Source organism: Streptomyces sp. NEAU-174, from assembly GCF_052665095.1.
In genome coordinates this window covers 764077-782760 of record NZ_JBQTCE010000001.1, presented here as the reverse complement: position 1 = coordinate 782760, position 18684 = coordinate 764077, and the positions used below count along the sequence as shown (strand labels likewise).

Genomic DNA, 18684 nt, shown 5'->3' with positions numbered 1-18684 from the left:
GCGGTTACGGCGCGCTCAGGGGCCGGGTGGTGTCAGCTCGCAGCGCGGCTCCGGGGCCCCTTCGGGCGCCGTCGCCGCGGCCTCCAGCTCCGCGCGGGCCCGCTCCGCCTGGACGAGCTGTGTCCCGACCCGCTCCCGGATGGCGCTCAGCCGGGCGATGCACTCGTCCAGCTCGGCGAGCTTGCGCCGGTAGACGTCCAGCGAGGCGGGGCAGGAGTCACCGGCCGGATGGCCGGAGCGCAGGCACTCGACGAACGGGCGCGTCTCCTCCAGCTCGAAGCCGAAGTCCCGCAGCGTGCGGATCTGCTGGAGCAGCCGCAGGTCCTCCTCGTCGTACGACCGGTAACCATTGCCGGTGCGGCGCGCGGGCAGCAGCCCGAGCGACTCGTAATAGCGCAGGGTGCGGGTGGTCGTACCCGCCCGTTCGGCCAGCTCTCCGATCCGCATGACCTGACGGTAGACCTTGACCCTGGCGTAAAGGCCAGAGCGCGGTGCGGGGCTGGGGGCCGCGGCCGCCGGCCGATGACTGACCGTTGTCGGACCCTCGCCGTAGAGTGCCGATATGAGCACACCCGACGTGGATGAGTTCGCCGAGCCGCTGCCCACCACCCGCCGTGCCCTGCTGCGGCGCCTTGCCCGCGGCCAGGCCGAGGGCCGTGCCCCGTCCCTGGTGGGGGCCGTGGTGCGGGAGGGTCAGCTGGTGTGGACGGGTGCGCGCGGCTCTGTGGACGGATCCGCGCCGGACGCCGACATCCAGTACCGCATCGGCTCCTTGACCAAGACCTTTGTGGCGGTGCTGGTGATGCGGTTGCGGGACGAGGGGCTGCTGGACCTCGGCGATCCGCTGGCCAAGCATCTGGACGTACCGGAGGCCGAGGGCGCCACCGTGGCCCAGCTCCTCGCCCACACCTCGGGCCTCGCCGCCGAGGCCCGCGGCCCGTGGTGGGAGCGCACGCCCGGGGCGCTGCGGCCCGAGACCGCCGATATCTTCGGCGAGCGCCCGCTGATCCACCCCGCGGGCCGCCGTCACCACTACTCCAACCCCGGTTTCGCGCTGCTCGGCGCGCTGGTCGAGCGGCTGCGCGGAGCGCCCTGGGGCGAGGTGCTCGCGCAGGAGGTGCTGGAGCCGTTGGGGATGGGGCGTACGTCGCTCGAGCCGCGGGCGCCGCACGCCGGGGGGTGGGCCGTGCACCCCTGGGCGGATGTGCTGCTGCCCGAACCGGCCGAGGACACAGGGCGAATGGGCCCGGCCGGACAGCTCTGGTCGACCGCCGGGGATCTGGCCCGCTTCGCCGCCTTCCTGCTGGACGGGGACGGGCGGGTGCTCGGCGCGGAGTCGCTCGCCGAGATGCGGGCGCCCGCCGTCGCCCCGGAGGCGGGGGACTGGGACGGCGGCTATGGCCTGGGGACGCAGCTCGTCCGGCACGGCGGGAGGTTCCTTTACGGCCACACCGGCTCCATGCCCGGCTTCCTGGCCTCGCTGTGGGTGAGCGCCGAGGAGCGGCTGGCCGGGATCGCGCTGGCCAACACCACCTCGGGGCCGGCCATCGGCGCCATCGCCGCCGACCTCATACGGATCGTGGCGGAGCACGAGCCCCGTATTCCCGAGCCCTGGCGGCCGCTGACCGAGGCCGATCCGGCGCTGCTGGCGCTGACCGGACCCTGGTACTGGGGCCCGCGCGCCTACCACCTGCGGCTGCGCGCGGACCGCGGACTGGAGCTGGCCCCGGCCACCGGGGGAGGCCGGGCCTCCCGCTTCAGGGCCGAGCCGGACGGCACCTGGACGGGGCTCGACGGGTATTACGCGGGGGAGACGCTGCGGGTGGTCGAGGGGGAGGGCGGCGCCCCGGCCCATCTGGACCTGGGCACCTTCGTGTTCACCCGGGAGCCCTACGCCCCGGGAGACGTGGTGCCCGGCGGGGTCGACCCGGAGGGCTGGCGCGCGCTCTGAGGGAGAGGTGGCGCGCGCTCCGAGGGGGCGGGGCGGGCGGGGCGGGAGCGGGGTGCCGTGTCCGGCGAGGAGTTCCGGCGGCGTGTTCCGGCGGGGTGCTGAGGATCCGGCGGCCATAGCCTGACCCTGCCAGTGGTACGCACGGCTGGGGGCTGGGTCGGCGGTGCGGCGGGCGGCAGGTTGGTCTCCGATCCCATCCGCCCCTCCCCCAGGAGCCCCGCCGTGCGCCCGTCCACGCTTCGTCTCAGCGCCTCCCTGCTCGCCCTCACCACCGTCATGGCCGCCTCCGTGGGCGCCTCCGGGACGGCCACTGCCCGGCCCGGCGGTCCGGCGGCCGGCCGGGACCGGACGGGGACCGTCTGGTCGGCCGGGTGGGCCGCCCCCGTGCAGCGCCCCAGCTCGGGCTTCGAGAAGAACTGGGCCGAGACCGGCTTCGCCGAGCGCACGGCCCAGACCCTGCGTCAGGTCGTCCGGGTCACCGGCGGCGGCACGGCCGCCCGGATCAGGTTGTCGAACCGCTACGGCACCGCCCCGCTCCGGATCACGGGCGCGACCATCGCCCGTACCGCGCACGGCGCCGCCGTCCACGGCGCGAGCCTGCGCACGCTGACCTTCGGGCACCGGCGTTCGGTGGAGATCGGGGCGGGCGGGGAGACGGTGAGCGACGCGGCCCCGCTGCGCGTGGCGGCCCGTCAGCCGGTCACGGTCACGCTGTACTTCGACCGCCCGACCGGCCCCGCCACCTTCCACGCCCAGGCGTACGCCCGCAGCTTCCGCGCGGACGGCGACCACCGCGCCGACCGCGCCGGGGCGGCCTTCACCGAGACCACCCACTCCTGGTACTACCTCTCGGATGTCGAGGTCACCGGCGGCCCCCGGCGGCCGGGGGCGGTGGTGGCCTTCGGCGACTCGATCACCGACGGCTTCGGCTCGACCTACGACGCCGACCACCGCTGGCCGGACCTGCTGGCCGGGCGCCTCGCGGCAGCGGGCACCCCGCGTCCCGTCCTCAACTCCGGGATCGGCGGCAATCTGCTGCTGCACGACTCGGCCTGGTACGGGGAGAGGGCGGGCGCCCGCTTCCGGCGCGATGTCCTGGACAAGCCGGGCGTACGGTCGGTGATCCTGCTCGAGGGGCTCAACGACATCGGCTTCAGCGAGGTCGAGCTGCCCACCTACAAGCCCAATCCGCAGGTGTCGGCCGATGAGGTGATCGCCGGTTACCGGGAGCTGATCGCTCTCGCCCACTCCCGTGGGATCAAGGTCATCGGCGGGACGATCCTCCCGTTCAAGGGCGCCGAGTACCACACCCCGCGCTCGGAGGCGAAGCGCACCGCGATCAACGAGTGGATCCGCACCTCGGGCGCCTTCGACGCGGTCGTCGACTTCGCCGAGGTCATGGCCGCGCCGTCCGATCCACTGCGGCTGAACCCGGCGTACGACTCGGGCGACTTCAAGCACCCGAACGACGCGGGCTACCGGCGGATGGCCGAGGCCGTCGACCTCGCGACCCTGTGAGACCGCCGACGGGGAGGTGAGACCGGGTCAGTTCAGGCCGGCGGCAGTTCAGGCCAGCGGCAGTTTGAAGCCGATGTGGCTGGCCTCGAAGCCGAGCCGCTCGTAGAAGCGGTGGGCGTCGATACGGGTCGCGTCCGAGGTGAGCTGCACCAGCGCGCATCCCTCGCGGCGCGACTCCTCGACGGCCCATTCGATCAGCTGGGTGCCGAGCCCGCCGCCGCGCTCCTCGGAGTGGATCCGGACGCCCTCGATGATCGAGCGCGTGGCGCCGCGCCGCGACAGCCCGGGGATCACGGTCAGCTGGAGGGTGCCGACGGTGCGGCCCTCCCGGACCGCGACGACCAGCCGCTGCTGGGGATCCGACTCCAGCCGCTCGAAGGCGGCGCGGTACGGGGCCAGGTCGTCCGGGGACTCCCGGCCGGCGCCGAGCGGGTCGTCCGCCAGCAGGGCCACGATCGCCGGGATGTCATCGACGGTCGCGCGCCGTATCTCGAAGTCGCTCATGCGGTGGAGCCTACGCCGGGGCCCGCGAGCCACGGACGGCGGCGACGGGCCCACGGCGCACCGGGGAGCAGCGCGTTCCGGGAGCAGCGCGTCCGGCCCGTCAGCCCGTCCGGCCCGTCAGCTCGTCCGGCCCATCAGCCCGTCCGGCCCGTCAGCACGTGGTGCCGGTCAGACCCTCGACAGCGGCGACGAGGGGTGCCAGTTCCGGCCGCTTGGCGGCCTCTGCGAGGGCCTCGCGCAGCGCGGTGTCATGCGTCGGCCGCGCCTCCTCCAGGAGCTTCAGCCCCTCGTCGCTGACGTTGGTGTAGATGCCGCGGCGGTCGCCGGGGCAGATGTAGCGGGAGAGCAGACCGCGGTCCTCAAGCCGGGTGACCAGCCGGGTCGTGGCGCTCTGGCTGAGTACGACGGAGTCGGCGAGCTGCTTCATCTGTAGATGTCCGCCGTCGCCGTCGTGCTGCCCGCTGAGTACGTTGAGCACGGAGAATTCGCGGACGCTCAGATCGTGCCCGGCCTGCAACGCACGCTCGATATGCGTCTCGATCCGGCCGTGCAGGGAGGACAGGGCGCACCAGCCCTGGGCCAGGGCCTGTTCTGCGGGCGGGGCGACGGCGCCGTGCGGTTCGTCCGGCATGGAACCCCTCCTTGGTGGGTGAGCGGATTCCAGGATAGTCCAGGGATGAAAAAGACCGCGTATGCAATTATCGGCGCTTTGTCGCCCGCAGTCGCCGTCCCCTGGCGGTCAGCCCCCAGGGCTTGATCACCGAGATCGCGGTGAGAAAGGTATAGACGCCCAGGCTGACCGACGGCGCCAGGATCAGATCCGTGGTCGCCCCGACCGCCCGCCCCGCCACCACATCGGCCATCGCGGAGTCGACCCGGGCGCGCAGCGCGAGCGCCGTGGCGGCGGTGGTGATCATCGTCAGCCAGAACTTCACATACACCCACCGGTGGCGCGCCAGCCCCCAGGGCGTCCCCAGCGACAGCACGATCCCGCTGACCAGCGACAGCAGGCTGATCGGGATCAGCAGCCAGTCGCCCAGCACATTCATGGACCGGTAGGCCGCCCCGGCCTCCTCGGCCGAGCCGGCCGTGGCGCCGGTGATGCCCAGGGCCAGCACCCCGAGGGTCAGCCCGAGCCATCCGACGGAGACGACGACATGAACGACGAGGAAGCCCCGGCGCGCGGGGCGGGTGAGTTGCCGCATGCCCTCACCGTGGCGGCGCCACGGCCCCCGGGGCGTCTGACGGCGGGAGTATCCGCGCGTACTCCCATCGGCGCGGGCGCGGCGGTGCGACGGCTCCGGGCCGGTGCGACGGCTCCGGGGTGGGCCGTCGGTGCGGGGCCGGGGAGGTGATGGCCGGAAGGTGCATCTACGCTCGGCCGGTATGACCAGACTGCATCTGTTCGATCTGGACGGGACGCTCATCCACGGCTCGGCCGCCGCGATCGAGATCTCCCGGCAGCTCGGTCTGGAGCGGGAGATCGCCGCGCTGGAGCGGGCGTTCGCGGGCGGGGAGCTGACGACGGCCCAGTTCGCGGAGCGGGCCTGTGCGCTGTGGGAGGCGCTGACGGAGGAGCATGTGGCGGCGGCGTTCGAGGGGGCGCCGTGGCTGGCCGGGATCCGTGAGGTGTGGGCGGACATCCGGGCGCGGGGCGAGCGCTGTGCGGTGATTTCGCTCTCGCCGGGCTTCTTCGTGTCGCGGCTGCTGGAGTGGGGCGCGGACGCCACGTACGGCTCGACGTGGCCCGCCGTACCGTTCCGGGAGCCGGTGGATCCGGCGGGGATCCTGACCCCGGCCGCGAAGGTCCGGATCGCCGATGAACTCTGTACGAAGTTCGGCTTGACCAGGGATCACTGCGTGGCTTACGGGGATTCCCTCTCGGACGCCGAACTGTTCACCGTGGTGCCGGTCTCGGTCGCCGTGAACGCCGACCACCATGTGAGCGAAATCGCATCCCACGCCTATACCGGTCGTGATCTCCGAGAGGCATACGAATTGATGGGTAACCGCTTGTAACTATCGGTAATTACATGAGTTGGTGGGTGTAACAGATGTGGGGCACTTGGGGCTTGTGAATTCATCCGGGGCCGGTAGGGTCGGGTCCGGTTCCGTGCGGCGTGCTGTAACGGGGTCAGAACGGGCATCCCAGGCCAACCAGCATAACGGGAACACAGTTCCCGTTTCCCGGACTTCGGGGTATGCGCCCGGTGCGGGGAACGAGCATGGCATGCTGCCCGGAAGAGAGTCGCAGAGAAGGTCGGCACGACCATTCTCGCTTGAACCAGTGCACCAGGACGGGGAATTGCGGGCACATTCCGGCAGCGGAAGTGCGAAGACCGACAGAAAGATGTTCGAGGCGAGGCAACCATGGACGCTCCGACCACCACATCGTCGGCCGGCAGCGACGGCTCCGGCGGAAACAGTGGCGACTGGGGCTGGTTCACCCCGAGCAGGAAACCGGCCGACGACCGCAGGGCCCCGGACCAGCAGAGCGAAGAGCGCGCGCCCAGCCGCCCGGTGAACCCGATACGGCCCGTCGGTACCGAAGCCGACCGCCGTGCGCCCGCGGAGCCGGCCCCCGTGCCCGGCCCGGGAGCGGGCGACCGCCGTACGGACGGCCGCCCCGACGACCGCCGTACGGACCGCCGCCCGGACGACCGCCGCCCCGACGACCGCCGGGCCCCCGACCCCGCGGAGCACCGCCCTGCCGCCCCCGGCCCTGCCCCTGCCGCCCCCGGCCCCGCCGCCCGCGGGCGCGAGGAGCATCAGCGCCCCGACGAGGTGGCCCCGGCCCCGCAGGACGTCCGGCCCGGCCCCGACTCGCCGTTCGCCGTCCCCGAGACCGCCTCGCCCGACGCGATCCTGCTGCGCCGCACCATGGCCGAGGTCGAGCCCATCAGCGACAAGGTCACCTCGTACTTCTACGCGCTGCTCTTCGTCCAGCACCCCGAGCTGCGGCCGCTCTTCCCCGCCGCGATGGACGCCCAGCGCGACCGGCTGTTCAAGGCGATCCTCACCGCCGCCCGGCTCATCGACGACCCCGACATCCTCACCGAGTTCCTCTCCCGGCTCGGCCGCGGCCACCGCAAGTACGGCACCCAACCCGAGCACTACCCCGCCGTCGGCGAGTGCCTGATCGGCGCGCTCACCCGCTACGCCGTCACCACCTGGAGCGACGAGGCCGAGGCCGCCTGGGTGCGCGCCTACACCCAGATCTCCCAGATCATGATCGACTCGGCCGCCGAGGACGAGCTGATCGCCCCCGCGTGGTGGCAGGCCGAGGTGGTCGGGCATGAGCTGCGCACCAACGACATCGCCGTGATCACCGTCCGCCCGGACCAGCCGTACCCCTTTCTGGCGGGCCAGTACACCTCACTGGAAACGCCCTGGTGGCCGCGGGTGTGGCGGCACTATTCATTCGCCGCCGCGCCACGCTCCGACGGGCTGCTCTCCTTCCATGTGAAGGCCGTCCCGGCCGGATGGGTGTCCTCCGCGCTGGTGCACCGGGCCCGCCCCGGCGATGTGATCCGCCTCGGGCCCCCCGCCGGTTCCATGACGGTCGACCACGCCAGCGACAACGGGCTGCTCTGCCTCGGCGGCGGCACCGGTATCGCGCCGATCAAGGCGCTGGTCGAGGACGTCGCCGACCACGGCCGCAACCGTCCGGTCGAGGTCTTCTACGGCGCCCGCAGCGATCACGATCTGTACGACATCGACACCATGCTGCGGCTGGCCCAGAAGCATCCGTGGCTCGCGGTCCGTCCCGTCGTCTCCGACGGCCCGACCAACGGCCTCAGCGGTCGGCTGCCCGACGCCGTGCGGCAGTACGGCCCGTGGAACGCGTTCGACGCCTATCTCTCCGGGCCGCCCGGGATGATCCGCAGCGGTGTCGACGCCCTGATGGGCATCGGCATTCCGTCGCACCGCATCCGGCACGACTCCATCGAGGAACTCGCCGCGGCCGCGGAATAGGACGCGGGCACGGACGGCATACGACGAAACACCAACACTAGGCAGGCATTCCGGCGATTCCGGACGGCGAATCAGGACGGGGACGAGAACCGTGGACAGTGCGGAGCACCTGGACGACCGCGCGTGGCGTCCCGGGAGCGACGGCGAACACCATCTACAGCGGCGACTGGGCACCGTCGGCCGCGCCGACCGCTTCTACGACGATCAGGTGCTGGATCACCTGAATGTCCGGATGCGGGAGTTCATCGAGCGCCAGGAAATGTTCTTCCTGGCCACCTCCGACCGGCACGGGGAGTGCGACAGCACGTTCCGGGCCGGTCCGCCCGGCTTTCTGAGAGTGCTCGACACGCGCACGCTGGCCTATCCCGAATACCGGGGAAACGGCGTCCTGGCCAGCCTCGGCAATATCCAGGAGAACCCCCACCTGGGCATTCTCATGGTCGACTTCTTCCGGGACCGGATCGGGCTGCATGTGAACGGCCGGGCCCGGGTGGTGGAGGACGCCGAGATGCGCGCGGCACACCACGGGCTGCCGGTGGACCCGGTGCCGGGGCGGCGCGCGGTGGTGTGGGTCGAGGTGACCGTCGAGGAGGCGTACATCCACTGCGCCAAGCACATTCCGCACCTCCAGAAGGTCCCGGCGCAGCGGCGCACCGGCGGTGGCGACGCCGCCCGGAGCCGGGGGGCCTCCGGTGACCAGGCCCTGGAGCACGACCGGGAGCGGGACTGGGGGACGGACGACGTCAAGCGGAAGGGCGGCGACTTCTTCGGCGCCGCGGCGGAGGCGCGCGAGGGCCGCAGGGTCCCGCCCGCGCCGCCTGCGCCGCCTGCTTCGTCTGCTCCTCCTGTACCGCCTGCTCCGTCCGCGTCTCCTGCCCCGCCCGTTCCGTATGCCCCTCCTGCCCAGCCCGCTCCGGCTGCCCCGCCCGTCTCTCGGCCCTCCTGGGCGGTGGATCTGCCGGGCCAGGCCGCCCGGCCTCTTCCGGCCGTTCAGGCGGAGCTGGAGGTCTCGGTCCCTCAGGCTCCGGCTGCCCCGGCTGCCCCGGACCCTCAGCCCCTGACAGACTCGGACACTCAGGTTCTGGCCATCCCCCCTGCCCCGCCCACATCACCGGTCTCGTGGCCGGTGGGCCTGCCTGCCCAGACCGCCCCGACGGCCCCGGCTGCTCAGGGCGTCCTGGGCGCCCTGAGGCCTCAGGCTCCGGCCGCCGAACCGGCGCCACAGCCCCAGCCGATCGCGCGGCCCGAACCGGCGGCGCAAGCCGACGCGGTGGCCGACCCCGCTCCGCGGGCCGCTGAGCCCTCCGTCGTGCGTGATCTCAGCCCGGCCATCCGGCCGCCGGTCCGGCCCGACGCGGGGCCCGAGGACTGGCGGGAGGAGGCCGAGCGGGTGCTGGCCGAGGCGCGTCAGCGGGCGGCCCGGAAGACCCAGCAGCCGTTCAGCGGCTGGTTCCGTTAGGTCCTGCCCCGATAGAGGCCAGCGATAGAGGTCAGCCCTGTCGGCCCTGTTCGCGACGATCCGTCCGGCAGGGCTTCGCCTCGCTCAGCCGAGGTCGTCCGCGAGCAGGGCCAGCACGCCCTCGATGTTGGCGTCGAGATACGCCCGCAGCGAGGGCGGCACCACCTCGACCGAGGCGATCCCCTCGCGGGTGAACGGGATGCTCACCACCTCGTACTCCCCGCACGGCTCGTCCACCTCCGGGCCGTGCCGCCGGGTGAGGTCCATCGAGGCGAGTCTGCACACGAAGAAGTGCTGCACCTTCACACCGGCACCGGCACCAGCACCAGCACCGGCCGCGCCCGCACCCTCAGCACCCGCTGCGCCCTCAGCGCTCCCATCGGGATGCGGGACGGTGTCGACGAAGGCGGGCACCACATCCGTCACCTTCGCGCCCAGCTCCTCGTCCACCTCGCGGTACAGGGCCTCGACGACGGTCGCGTCCTCGGGCTCCATCCCGCCGCCCGGAGTGATCCAGTACGGCGCCTGGCCGGGCTTGGTGCGCTTGATCAGGATCATGCGCGGCGCGGTGTCGCCCTCGAGGAGAATGGCGCGGGCGGTGCGCTTGACCACGGGTCGTTCGGTCATGCAGGACATCTGCCGCACCCGTGGTCCCGCGAAACCACTTACTCACCAATCGACAGCCGCGCGCAACAGCCACTCGTGCGCCCGCGCGATATGCGGCAGCGCGAGTGCCCCGGTCCGCACCACCAGGAAATAGGTGCGCAGCGGCGGCACCGGCGGGTTGAGCAGCGCCACCACCTCCCCGGCGTCCAGCGCGTCCATGCACAGATAGCGCGGCAGAACGCCGAGCCCCGCGCCCTGCGCGACGCAGGCGAGCACCGCGCGCAGATCGGGCGCGATGATCGTCCCGGCGGTGACCGGCCGGGTGTCGAAGACGGCCGACCAGTAGCGGGTGACCAGCGGCAGGCTCTCGTGCACCTCGACGACGGGCAGCGCCTCCAGCGCCCGTACGCCCTTGACCTGGAGCACCGCTGGGCCGCCGAGCCGGGCGGCCCAGCGCGGGGCCGCGACCAGCACATGCTCCTCGTCGCACAGCGGGGTGGCGGCCAGCAGCCGCCCCCGGGGCCGGGCGGTGGTGATGGCCAGCTCGTGATGGCCGGCGCCCAGCCCCTCGAACAGCTCCTCGGCGCTGCCGAAGGCGCAGCGCACCGCCAGCCCCTGGGTGACCAGGGTGGTCAGCGCGGGCAGGGCGCGCAGCGCGGTGAACTCCGGAGGGCCCGCGAGATGCAGGGTGCGCAGCGCCGAGCGGTCGTCCAGACCCGCCTCGGCGATCTCCACCAGGGCGTCGAGATGCGGTGCGGCCTTGTGGGCGAGTTCGTCCCCGACGGTGGTGGGGACGACGCCGCGCGCCGTACGGAGGAACAGGGGGCGGCCGAGCTGCCGCTCCAGGGTGCGTATCTGGCCGGTGACGGCGGGCTGGGAGAGCCCGAGCAGTCCGGCGGCGCGGGTGAAGGACCCCGCGCGGTGAACCGCGACAAAGGTGCGTAAGAGGGCCAGATCCATGCGGTTCCCCTCGCCTCGTCGAGCCCCGAACGCATGCCAACTATAAATATGCCGATAGGTCCATGTCGCTACTGTGATTGGACACTGACGCTGAGTCAACTAGCCTTGTTCGAGCGGTTCTCCACGAGAAGAACCGGGGCGTCTCAAGCCACGAGGGGGGAGGCTTGAGACGCCCGCACAGGCATACCCGGCCGCTTTCAGCCACCCGCCCCGGTGCTCGCCGTGCCCGAAGACGTATCTGCGCCCGATGGCGTGTCCGCGCCCGATGGCGTGTCCGCGCCCGATGCCGCGTCCGTGTCGGGGGCCGAGTCGGATGCCGTGTCGAGCGCCCGCAGCACATCGGCGATCAGATCGTCCGCGTCCTCCGCGCCCACCGAGAACCGGATGAAACCCTCGGGGACCGCGTCGCCGCCCCACCGTCCGCGCCGCTCGGCCGTGGAGCGCACCCCGCCGAAGCTGGTGGCGTCGTCCACCAGCCGCAGCGCGGTCAGAAAGCGCTCCGCGTGGTCCTTGTCCGGGAGGGTGAAAGAGACCACACAGCCGAAGCGCCCGCCGCGCATCTGCCCGGCCGCCACCCGGTGGGAGGGATCGGTCGGCAGACCGGGGTGGCGCAGCCCGGTGACCTCGGGGCGGTCGCGCAGCGCCTCGGCGAGGGCCAGGGCGGTCGCCGCCTGGCGGTCGACGCGCAGTTGGAGGGTGGCCAGGGAGCGGTGGGCGAGCCATGCCTCCATGGGGCCGGGGATCGCGCCCACCGTTTTGCGCCAGGCCCGCACCTCGGCGGCGAGCCGTGGATCGTGGCAGGTCACATAGCCGAGCAGCACATCGCCATGGCCGGTGAGCGCCTTGGTGCCGCTCGCCACGGCGAAGTCCGCGCCGAGCTCCAGCGGGCGCTGGCCGAGCGGGGTGGCCAGGGTGTTGTCGACGGCGACCAGCGCGCCCCTGGCGTGCGCGGCCTCGGCGAGCCGGCGGATGTCGCAGACGTCCAGTCCGGGATTGGACGGGGTTTCCAGCCACAGCAGCTTCGTCCGCTGGCCCAGGGCGTCCAGGTCATCCAGAGGTCCCAGCTGGGCGTCCTCGCCGGTCGGGGCGGTGCGCACGGTGACCCCGTACCCCGTCAGCCGCTCGATCAGTGCCGGGAGCAGCTGATAGCCGTCGGACGGCAGGACGGCCGCGTCGCCCTGGCGCAGCTGGGACAGCAGTACGGCCGAGATCGCGCCCATCCCGGACGAGAAGGCGACCGTCTCGGCGTCGGTGCCCGGCGACTCCAGCTCGCTGATCGCCCGCTCCAGCAGGGACCAGGTGGGGTTGGCGTCCCGGCCGTAGGTGTAGGGGCCGACGGCGTCGCCGGGGAGGTGGTAGTGGGCGGCGAAGACCGGGCCCGGCAGCGTCGGCTCGTACGCCTCGGCCTCGGGCAGTCCGGCCCGTACGGTGCGGGTACCGTCGCCGGTCATACGGACTCCTTCCCCGCGCCCGGGCCGTCGGCGGCCGACGCGTTCTCGACGGTGGCGCTCTCCGAGGCCTTCCCCGAGGCGTCGATGGCCTCGGCGACCGCGTCCAGCAGCCCGCCGCTCGCGGCCTCGATCATCTCCAGGCACTCCTCGAAGTCGTCCAGCCCGCCGAAGTAGGGGTCCGGCACGTCGAGGCCGCCCAGCGCGTCGTGGTCCGCGTCCGGGTCGTAACTCCGCAGCAGCCGCACCTTCGCGGCGTCGTGCGGGGTCGGCGCGAGCGCGCGCAGCTCGTGCAGATGGCCGCTGTCCAGGGCGATCACCAGATCGAGGCGATCGAACCACTCGGCCCGGAACTGGCGCGCGATGTGATCCTGCTCATAGTCGTGGGCGGTCAGTACGTCGATGGCGCGGCGGTCGGCCCCGTCGCCCTCGTGCCAGGGTCCGGTGCCCGCGCTGTCCACCTCGAGGCGGCCGTCCAGCCCGGCCTCCACGGCATGGGCGCGGAAGACGGATTCGGCCATCGGCGAGCGGCATATGTTGCCGGTGCAGACAAAGCAGACACGGTAGGGCGACGGGTCTCTCATGCCTTCCATCATCTCCGGCCGTGATCAGTCCTTGTCATCGGGCAGTACGACATGCAGGGCCCACGCGACTATGGAGACGATCAGGCCACCGAGCACCGCCGTGCCGAAGCCGTCGACCTCGAAGCTCAGGTCCAGCTTTCCGGCCAGCCAGGAGGTCAACAACAGCATCAGGGCGTTGATCACCAGCGTGATCAGCCCGAGGGTCAGGATGAACAGCGGGAAGGCCAGCAGCTTGACGATCGGCTTGACCACCACGTTCACCACGCCGAAGACCAGCGCCACGAGAATGAGGGAGAGCGCTTGGCGGCCGGTGTTGTCACCGGTCAGCGTGATGTCCTTGAGCAGCCAGATGGCGACGCCGAGGGCGCCGGCGTTCGCGATCGTCTTGACGAGAAAATTCTTCATGGTTGAGATCGTCGCAGACAGGCCCCGGCGCAGGCAGGGGCACCGTAGGCATGGGTCAGGCAGGGGTGGAGAGGCGAATGAAGGCGTTCCGGCTGGATGAGCTGGAGGCGGAGCGCGCCGCGAACGACGGCGCGTATTTGCAGTTCCTGCGGGAGCGGAACATGTCCGTGGGGCTGTACGCGCTGAACGCGGGCCAGCCCGACCCGCAGTCGCCGCACGGCCAGGACGAGGTGTACGTCGTGATGAGCGGCCGGGCGTCGGTCACGGTGGGGATGGAGACGACACAGGTGGCGCGGGGCAGTGTGGTGTACGTCCCGGCGGGCACGCCGCACAAGTTCCACCACATCACCGAGGACCTGAGGGTGCTGGTGGTGTTCTCGCCGCCGGAGGGCTGAGACCGTCCCGGGGCTTGATGCCGCCGGTGCCGGCGAGCCGATCCCGGTCGACGGCTTGTCCATCGCGGAGCCGATGTGTGGCCGGCCGGTCCCGTAGGGGTCCGGTCAGGGGAGGACGGGGGGCGCGGGCCGCCCGCGCGCCGCCGTCCCGTCCTAGCATCGACGGCAGGGAAGAGACCGGCCGTCGGCGTCCGGACCCACGGCTCGGAGAGAAAGCAGGGAGTCACGTGACCACGAAGGGGATATTCCAGGGCTTGCCGTGGTGGGTGACCTGGATCGCGATACCGGTCCTCGTCCTCGCCGTGTTCGGCGGCCTGATCATGAGCGTGATCGGGTTCGTGGTGGGCCTCGTCTTCAAGGCGCTGCTGCTGGTGGTGCTGATCGCCGGGCTGATCTACGTCGTACGGAAGTTCACTTCCTGACCCGCCGCGCGGCGCCCGCCGCGTCACCCGGGGCCTGACGCGTCACCCGGCGCCCGCCGCGTCCCCGCAGGCCCCGAGGCCCCTTCCGCGCGCGGATACGCCGCGCGAGGGATACCGCCGGGGCGGGAGCACCGCCCGGCGCCACCCCTGCCGTTACAGTGCGAGTCCTCGGCGTTCTTCCTTCGGCGTCCGCCTCGCAACAACCCCCCGGGGGTGCCTGTTGACGACAGCGATCTTCGATACGGCCGGTGCGCCGGCCCCGATCTCCCGCCCACCGGGCCCGCGCCGTCCGCGCCGCCCGGCCCCATGGGTCTCCGCACGGCAACACTGGCCATTTTCGTTCCCTCACACGAGGCAAACCGACTCCGCACCGCAATCGAGTCGCTACGCTCCAGAGTCGGCGAAGCGCAAACAACCCGGGGCGGCGAACGATGCGTGAGATGCGTGACACAGTTCAGGCGGAAGTGACGATGACCTTCCTGGTCTCGCAGGATCTCTCCTTCCGGATCCCGGTCGAGCTGTCCTACGACAGCAGCGACCCCTATGCCGTCGAGATCACCTTCCATTTGCCCGGTGACGCGCCCGTGAGCTGGGCCTTCGCACGGGAGCTGCTGCTGGACGGGTTGAGCAAACCCACCGGCGAGGGGGATGTGCGGATCGCCCCCGCCTCCCCCGAGGGGCTTTCGGACGTCTTCATCAGACTCCAAGTGGGTTGTGAACGGGCTCTGTTCCGGGCCGGGGCCGCTCCGCTGGTGGCCTTCCTCGACCGGACGGACCGAGTGGTGCCTTTCGGCCAGGAGCCGGCGGCCTGTGACCCGGTCGGCGACCTCGACGCCGAGCTCCACCGCATCCTGGCCGAGGACCGGTACGCGGGCTGAGAGCCGGATGCGCGGCGGGCCGAGGCCCGGTGCTGTGTCACGGCCGAGCTGACGGGTGGCGCGCCCGTCGCCTCAGCGCCCGGTTGCCTCAGCGCCCCTTCGCCCGGCGGCGCCGCCCGCGTCCGCCCCGGCCGGTCCGGGCCGCCTGTGGAGCCTGGGCCGCCTGTGGCGCCTGGGCGCCGCCCGCGACGGCCACCCGCTCCGCGCCGCCGTCCGCCGCCGGGGTGCGGTCCGCCGAGACCACGAGCACCGCCAGCGCGGTGGTCACCGGCACCGAGGCGACGAGCCCGATGCTGCCCACCAGCGTCCGTACGATCTCCTCCGCGACGATCTCGCTCGTGGCGACCGTGCCCACCCCGCTGTCCGCGATGGAGAACAGCAGCAGCAGTGGAAGCGACGCGCCCGCGTACGCCAGCACCAGGGTGTTCACGACGGAGGCGATGTGGTCCCGCCCGATCCGCATCGCCGCTCCGTAGAGCTTGCGCCGGGACGTGGTCGGGTCCGCGTCCCTCAGCTCCCACACCGCCGAGGTCTGGGTGACCGTCACATCGTCCAGCACGCCCAGCGAGCCGATGATCACGCCTGCGAGCAGCAGTCCTTGTATCTCGATGTTCGGATAGAGGCCGTGCACCAGCCCGGTCTGGTCGTCCGTGTTGCCGGTCAGGCTCGCCCAGCCGATGAACAGCGAGCCCAGCACCCCGATCAGCAGCAGTGACACCAGTGTGCCGAGCACGGCGACCGACGTACGCGCCGTCAGCCCATGGCACATGTACAGCGCGAGAAGCATGATCGCGCTGCCCCCGACGACCGCGACCACCAGCGGATTGGAACCCTGGAGTATCGCCGGGAGGATGAACAGCGTCAGCACCCCGAAGCTGATCGCCAGCGCCACCAGCGCGAACACCCCGCGCAGCCGCCCCACCACCACGACGGCGAGCGCGAACAGCCCCGCCAACAGCGCCATCGGCATCGACCGGTCGACGTCGGACACGGAGTACTGGAGTTCCTTGGGTGCCTTGGGGGCGTACGCCAGCTTCAGCTCCTGCCCGGCGCTGAGGTGGCGCGAGGCGTTGGGCTGGACGATTTCGGGGAAGGTGCGGCCTTTGTCCTTGCCCGAGGTGACCTCGATCGTGGCCTTCTCGCAGACGCTCTTCTTCCCGCCCTGCCCGGAGGGCCCGGAGCCCCCGCCCTGCCCGGGAGCGCCGTTCTGGGCGGCGCCGTCCTGGCCCGGCTCGGTGGGCGCCTGCGGCTGGGCGTTCACATCGGCGCAGTTCACCTCCTCGATCTTCACCACCCGTCCGGACACGGTCGTCTGGTCGAAGCCGAGACCGCTGCGGCCGTGCGCCTTGTGGTCGGGCGTGCCGCCCGGCCAGAGCACGATCAGACCGGCCACGACGGCGACGGTGAACGGGATGAGCACCGCCGCGATGATCTTGCGGAGGCGTGCGGAGACAGGGGTGGCGGGGCCATGGCCGTGGGAGTGGCCATGGGAATGGCCGTGGCCCTGTGCCTGCTCGGAGGGGTGGGGCTGCTCGGGCGGGTGGTCCTGCTGGATGGCGGTCACGGTCGCATCATCGCAAGAGATGTGGGCCCCCTGTTCAGCGCTGTGGATAAACCGTTAGCGTGGTGACGAACCTTTGCAATCGCGGGAGCTCGGAGCACCGGGCTGAGAGGGCGCTGACGTTGATCGCTGCGCCGACCGCTGAACCTGTTACCGGGTAATGCCGGCGTAGGGAGTGGGTCTCATGACTCAGCAGGATGCACTATCGCGCGCCGAGACGGCCGAATTCGGCTGGCATAAGGGATATGTCACGGGTTCGCGCCCGGACCTCCAGGTCCCGGTCCGCCGCGTGCACCTCACCAATGGCCAGGATGTGACGCTGTACGACACCTCCGGCCCGTACACCGACCCCACCATCGAGACGGATGTCCGCCGCGGCCTGGCGCCGCTGCGGCAGAACTGGATCGTCGCCCGCGGCGACACCGAGGAGTACGCGGGGCGTCCCGTCCGCCCGGAGGACGACGGGATCAAGCACACCGCGCCCCGCGGGGGACTGCGCAACCTCGACGCGGTCTTCCCCGGCCGTCCGCGCCAGCCGCGGCGCGGCCGCCCGGGCGCCCCCGTGACCCAACTCGCCTATGCGCGGCGGGGCGAGATCACGGCGGAGATGGAGTACGTGGCGATCCGCGAGAACGTCTCCCCCGAGGTGGTCCGGGAGGAGATCGCGGCCGGCCGCGCCGTCCTGCCGGCCAATGTGAACCACCCGGAGATCGAGCCGATGATCATCGGCAAGCGGTTCCTGGTGAAGGTCAACGCCAACATCGGCAACTCCGCCGTCACCTCCTCCATCGAGGAGGAGGTCGAGAAGATGACCTGGGCGACCCGCTGGGGCGCCGACACGGTCATGGACCTCTCGACCGGCCGCAACATCCACACCACCCGCGAATGGGTGCTGCGCAACTCCCCGGTCCCCATCGGCACCGTGCCGCTCTATCAGGCGCTGGAGAAGGTCGACGGCAGGGCCGAGGAGCTGACCTGGGAGATCTACAAGGACACGGTCATCGAACAGGCCGAGCAGGGCGTCGACTACATGACCGTCCACGCCGGCGTCCGGCTGCCGTACGTCCCGCTGACCGCCCGCCGCAAGACCGGCATCGTCTCGCGCGGCGGCTCCATCATGGCGGCGTGGTGCCTCGCCCACCACCAGGAGTCCTTCCTCTACACCCACTTCGAGGAGCTGTGCGAGATCCTCGCGGCGTACGACGTCACCTACTCGCTCGGCGACGGACTGCGCCCGGGGTCGATCGCCGACGCCAACGACGAGGCGCAGTTCGCGGAGTTGCGCACTCTCGGCGAGCTCAACCGCATCGCCAAGGAGCACGGCGTCCAGACGATGATCGAGGGTCCGGGCCATGTCCCGATGCACAAGATCAAGGAGAACGTCGACCTTCAGCAGGAGGTCTGCGAGGAGGCCCCGTTCTACACCCTGGGCCCCCTCACCACCGACATCGCCCCCGCCTATGACCACATCACCTCGGGCATCGGCGCCGCGATGATCGCCTGGTGGGGCACGGCGATGCTCTGCTACGTCACCCCCAAGGAGCACCTGGGCCTGCCGGACCGCGATGACGTCAAGACCGGCGTCATCACCTACAAGATCGCCGCCCACGCGGCCGACCTGGCCAAGGGCCATCCGGACGCCCAGGCATGGGACGACGCGCTCTCCGACGCGCGCTTCGAATTCCGCTGGGAGGACCAGTTCAACCTGGCCCTCGACCCGGACACGGCCCGCTCCTTCCACGACCAGACCCTCCCGGCGGAACCGGCCAAGACGGCACACTTCTGCTCGATGTGCGGGCCCAAGTTCTGCTCGATGAAGATCTCCCAGGACATCCGCCGCGAACACGGCGGCGCGATGGACGCAGTGGAGGCGGAGGCAGAGGCCGGTATGGCCCAGAAGTCCAAGGAGTTCGCCGAGGCGGGCAACCGCGTGTATCTGCCGATCGCGGACTGAGGCGCGGACGCGTAGGCCGAAATCGCGGGTGGAACCCGGCAAAACAGCGCCCGCGGAGTGAACC

At 71.7% G+C, this 18684-nt stretch carries 18 protein-coding genes and 1 pseudogene; 9 read left to right on the top strand and 10 right to left on the bottom strand.

Annotation, left to right across the window (positions count from 1 at the left end):
• Positions 1-15: 15 nt before the first annotated feature.
• Complete coding sequence (locus tag ACT2CW_RS03320) at positions 16-447, bottom strand: MerR family transcriptional regulator (protein ID WP_037954660.1); 432 nt, start codon at positions 445-447, stop codon at positions 16-18.
• A 115-nt stretch (positions 448-562) separates the two neighbouring features.
• Here ACT2CW_RS03320 and ACT2CW_RS03315 point away from each other — a divergent pair, with 115 nt between their 5' ends.
• Both ACT2CW_RS03315 and ACT2CW_RS03310 read left to right on the top strand, forming a co-directional pair.
• Positions 563-1951, top strand: coding sequence for a serine hydrolase domain-containing protein (locus tag ACT2CW_RS03315; RefSeq protein ID WP_445515430.1), 1389 nt, complete (start codon positions 563-565; stop codon positions 1949-1951).
• 222 nt (positions 1952-2173) lie between these two features.
• Positions 2174-3469, top strand: a complete 1296-nt coding sequence (locus tag ACT2CW_RS03310; RefSeq protein WP_445515429.1) for an SGNH/GDSL hydrolase family protein — start codon at positions 2174-2176, stop codon at positions 3467-3469.
• Between the two features lie 48 nt (positions 3470-3517).
• Here ACT2CW_RS03310 and ACT2CW_RS03305 read toward each other — a convergent pair whose 3' ends face one another.
• The 3 genes from ACT2CW_RS03305 to ACT2CW_RS03295 form a co-directional block, all read right to left on the bottom strand.
• A complete protein-coding gene (locus tag ACT2CW_RS03305) occupies positions 3518-3973 on the bottom strand; it encodes a GNAT family N-acetyltransferase (RefSeq protein ID WP_182471939.1) in 456 nt (151 codons plus the stop codon).
• Between the two features lie 151 nt (positions 3974-4124).
• A complete protein-coding gene (locus ACT2CW_RS03300; RefSeq protein ID WP_445515428.1) occupies positions 4125-4604 on the bottom strand; it encodes a MarR family winged helix-turn-helix transcriptional regulator in 480 nt (159 codons plus the stop codon).
• A gap of 67 nt (positions 4605-4671) precedes the next feature.
• Complete coding sequence (locus ACT2CW_RS03295; RefSeq protein WP_445515427.1) at positions 4672-5178, bottom strand: DUF2269 domain-containing protein; 507 nt, start codon at positions 5176-5178, stop codon at positions 4672-4674.
• Positions 5179-5359: 181 nt separating this feature from the next.
• On the opposite strand from ACT2CW_RS03295, the gene ACT2CW_RS03290 reads away from it, so the two are divergent.
• From ACT2CW_RS03290 to ACT2CW_RS03280, 3 genes and pseudogenes are all read left to right on the top strand, one after another.
• Positions 5360-5992, top strand: a complete 633-nt coding sequence (locus tag ACT2CW_RS03290) for an HAD family hydrolase (RefSeq protein ID WP_445515426.1) — start codon at positions 5360-5362, stop codon at positions 5990-5992.
• A 351-nt stretch (positions 5993-6343) separates the two neighbouring features.
• Positions 6344-7948: a globin domain-containing protein gene (locus tag ACT2CW_RS03285; RefSeq protein WP_445515425.1), complete on the top strand. Its 1605-nt coding sequence runs from the start codon at positions 6344-6346 to the stop codon at positions 7946-7948.
• Positions 7949-8114: 166 nt separating this feature from the next.
• A pseudogene (locus ACT2CW_RS03280) lies at positions 8115-8789 on the top strand (pyridoxamine 5'-phosphate oxidase family protein); the annotation flags it as partial.
• A 702-nt stretch (positions 8790-9491) separates the two neighbouring features.
• Here the strand turns inward: ACT2CW_RS03280 and ACT2CW_RS03275 are convergent.
• The 5 genes from ACT2CW_RS03275 to ACT2CW_RS03255 all read right to left on the bottom strand — a co-directional run bounded on the left by ACT2CW_RS03275 (position 9492) and on the right by ACT2CW_RS03255 (position 13410).
• A complete protein-coding gene (locus ACT2CW_RS03275; protein ID WP_445515424.1) occupies positions 9492-10034 on the bottom strand; it encodes an NUDIX domain-containing protein in 543 nt (180 codons plus the stop codon).
• A 42-nt stretch (positions 10035-10076) separates the two neighbouring features.
• Complete coding sequence (locus ACT2CW_RS03270; RefSeq protein ID WP_138914824.1) at positions 10077-10973, bottom strand: LysR family transcriptional regulator; 897 nt, start codon at positions 10971-10973, stop codon at positions 10077-10079.
• A gap of 197 nt (positions 10974-11170) precedes the next feature.
• Positions 11171-12424 carry a cystathionine gamma-lyase gene (locus ACT2CW_RS03265; protein WP_445515423.1) on the bottom strand — a complete coding sequence of 418 codons (1254 nt, stop codon included), beginning with the start codon at positions 12422-12424 and terminating at the stop codon, positions 11171-11173.
• The gene (locus tag ACT2CW_RS03260) at positions 12421-12942 is read right to left on the bottom strand and encodes a low molecular weight protein-tyrosine-phosphatase (RefSeq protein ID WP_445515422.1); all 522 of its coding nucleotides are present in this window, start codon (positions 12940-12942) and stop codon (positions 12421-12423) included. Before ACT2CW_RS03260 ends, ACT2CW_RS03265 begins: the two co-directional genes overlap by 4 nt.
• An 87-nt stretch (positions 12943-13029) precedes the next feature.
• Positions 13030-13410 (bottom strand): phage holin family protein, encoded by a 381-nt coding sequence (locus ACT2CW_RS03255; protein WP_138914826.1) that lies wholly within the window; start codon positions 13408-13410, stop codon positions 13030-13032.
• A 77-nt stretch (positions 13411-13487) separates the two neighbouring features.
• Here ACT2CW_RS03255 and ACT2CW_RS03250 point away from each other — a divergent pair, with 77 nt between their 5' ends.
• From ACT2CW_RS03250 to ACT2CW_RS03240, 3 genes are all read left to right on the top strand, one after another.
• Positions 13488-13805, top strand: coding sequence for a cupin domain-containing protein (locus ACT2CW_RS03250; protein ID WP_164435782.1), 318 nt, complete (start codon positions 13488-13490; stop codon positions 13803-13805).
• Between the two features lie 227 nt (positions 13806-14032).
• Positions 14033-14227 (top strand): DUF5326 family protein, encoded by a 195-nt coding sequence (locus ACT2CW_RS03245; RefSeq protein ID WP_037954685.1) that lies wholly within the window; start codon positions 14033-14035, stop codon positions 14225-14227.
• Positions 14228-14667: 440 nt separating this feature from the next.
• Positions 14668-15105 (top strand): SsgA family sporulation/cell division regulator, encoded by a 438-nt coding sequence (locus tag ACT2CW_RS03240; protein ID WP_037954688.1) that lies wholly within the window; start codon positions 14668-14670, stop codon positions 15103-15105.
• 88 nt (positions 15106-15193) lie between these two features.
• Here the strand turns inward: ACT2CW_RS03240 and ACT2CW_RS03235 are convergent, their stop codons facing one another.
• Positions 15194-16669 carry a YibE/F family protein gene (locus tag ACT2CW_RS03235; protein WP_445515421.1) on the bottom strand — a complete coding sequence of 492 codons (1476 nt, stop codon included), beginning with the start codon at positions 16667-16669 and terminating at the stop codon, positions 15194-15196.
• Positions 16670-16850: 181 nt separating this feature from the next.
• Between ACT2CW_RS03235 and thiC the strand changes: the two genes are divergently transcribed.
• The gene (gene thiC, locus ACT2CW_RS03230) at positions 16851-18620 is read left to right on the top strand and encodes a phosphomethylpyrimidine synthase ThiC (protein WP_445515420.1); all 1770 of its coding nucleotides are present in this window, start codon (positions 16851-16853) and stop codon (positions 18618-18620) included.
• The last annotated feature ends 64 nt before the right edge of the window (positions 18621-18684 follow it).